Origin of the sequence: Oscillibacter sp. CU971 (assembly GCF_905219725.1) — a bacterium.
In the GTDB taxonomy this organism is placed as follows: domain Bacteria; phylum Bacillota; class Clostridia; order Oscillospirales; family Oscillospiraceae; genus Oscillibacter.
The window spans coordinates 1-1,378 of the sequence record NZ_CAJMXG010000485.1 but is presented as its reverse complement, the minus strand read 5'-3'; the positions used below and the strand labels follow the sequence as shown (position 1 = coordinate 1,378).

The window sequence follows — 1,378 nt, the reverse complement described above, 5'->3', positions numbered from 1 at the left end:
GCTATGCTTTTGCAATAATTTAAACTTTTTCGCGCCATTCGCTTTGCCCGCAGCGATTAAATCAGTGGTTCCTTAAAGCCGGAATGGATTGTCGTTTCTGAAGAGGGCCTGACCGTGCAATTTCCTGCCGGAACTCTGCCCCAATATTGGGATCAGGCATATCGCATCTGGGTGGGGCCTGAAAAAGTGATAGAAGCAGAACTTCTCCAGCCCTGGGCAGTTCCCTATAATTGGTGAGATTGTGCCCTATGGAGCTTGGAGAAACGAATAGGGGGAAGCTATGATTTGTCCATATTGCAGCCGCACAATGGAGTCGGGGTCTATTCAAAGCCGAGGGACAATCCGGTGGTTTTCCGACAAAACGTTGCGAATCGAATGGCGTCCGCAGGCTTCGGCAAAGGACGGAATTACGATTGCCTCATGCGGCGCCGGCCCGTTTGCCTACGCTTTGGAACCGGCATTTTACTGCCCAGAGTGCCAAATGGTAGTGATTAAAAAAGAAGACGGCGATTGAAAAGTCATTTCCTTATTTTTACGGGGAGGGGCCTTTATGAAGCGGACTATAATCTCTCTGCTGTGTCTGGCGGCACTATTGTGCGCTGCTATCTATTTCTATTACAGGAACCCGGCGGCGGAATTACCGCCGGAAGACGGAGGCGGTCCCGCTCTGGCCAAGCCTGTGATTTACCTCTACCCGGAGGAGGAGACGGAGGCCACCGTCTGCCTGGACCTGGATGGGAACCTGACCTGCACCTATCCCGCCTATGACGGCGGCTGGAGCGTGACGGCTCAGCCCGGCGGAATTCTGACGGACGCAGAGGGCTGGACCTACAATTATCTCTATTGGGAGGGTGTTACCTCGACGGAGTATGACTTCTCCCAGGGCTTCTGCGTCCCCGGCGAAGATACCGCGGCCTTTTTGGAAGACGCCCTGGCCCGCCTGGGTCTGACCCGCCGGGAGGCCAACGAGTTCATCGTCTACTGGCTTCCCCGGATGGAGCCGAATCCTTATAATCTGATTTCCTTTCAGTCCGCCGCCTACACGGACCATGCCCGGCTGACCATCTCCCCGGAGCCGGACAGCCTCCTCCGGGTCTTTATGGCCTGGCAGCCGCTGGACGCCCAGAAGGATATCCCGGCTCAGGATCTTCCCGCCTTTGACCGTACTGGTTTTACCGTCGTGGAGTGGGGCGGCACCGAGATTGTCTCTGGAAGGGAATAACCGCCTGCTGCCCCCGGCGCAGGCAAAGGGGGGCGTATGCTTACTGCAGGACCCGGTTCCAAAAGCATGGCCGGGACGATTGCGGCGGAATTTTGGGGAGGTTGAATATGAGCCTTAAGGAAGCTAATGTCATTAAGTTAGGAATAAGGAGAAGAT

Annotated in this window: 2 protein-coding genes; both read left to right on the top strand. The window is 55.5% G+C overall.

Annotated elements, in window-relative coordinates; all coding sequences use genetic code 11:
- The first annotated feature begins 280 nt into the window (after positions 1-280).
- A complete protein-coding gene (locus JX325_RS18810) occupies positions 281-514 on the top strand; it encodes a PF20097 family protein (RefSeq protein ID WP_374220661.1) in 234 nt (77 codons plus the stop codon).
- Positions 515-550: 36 nt separating this feature from the next.
- Positions 551-1,222 carry a hypothetical protein gene (locus tag JX325_RS18355; RefSeq protein ID WP_243414155.1) on the top strand — a complete coding sequence of 224 codons (672 nt, stop codon included), beginning with the start codon at positions 551-553 and terminating at the stop codon, positions 1,220-1,222.
- Positions 1,223-1,378: the final 156 nt, after the last annotated feature.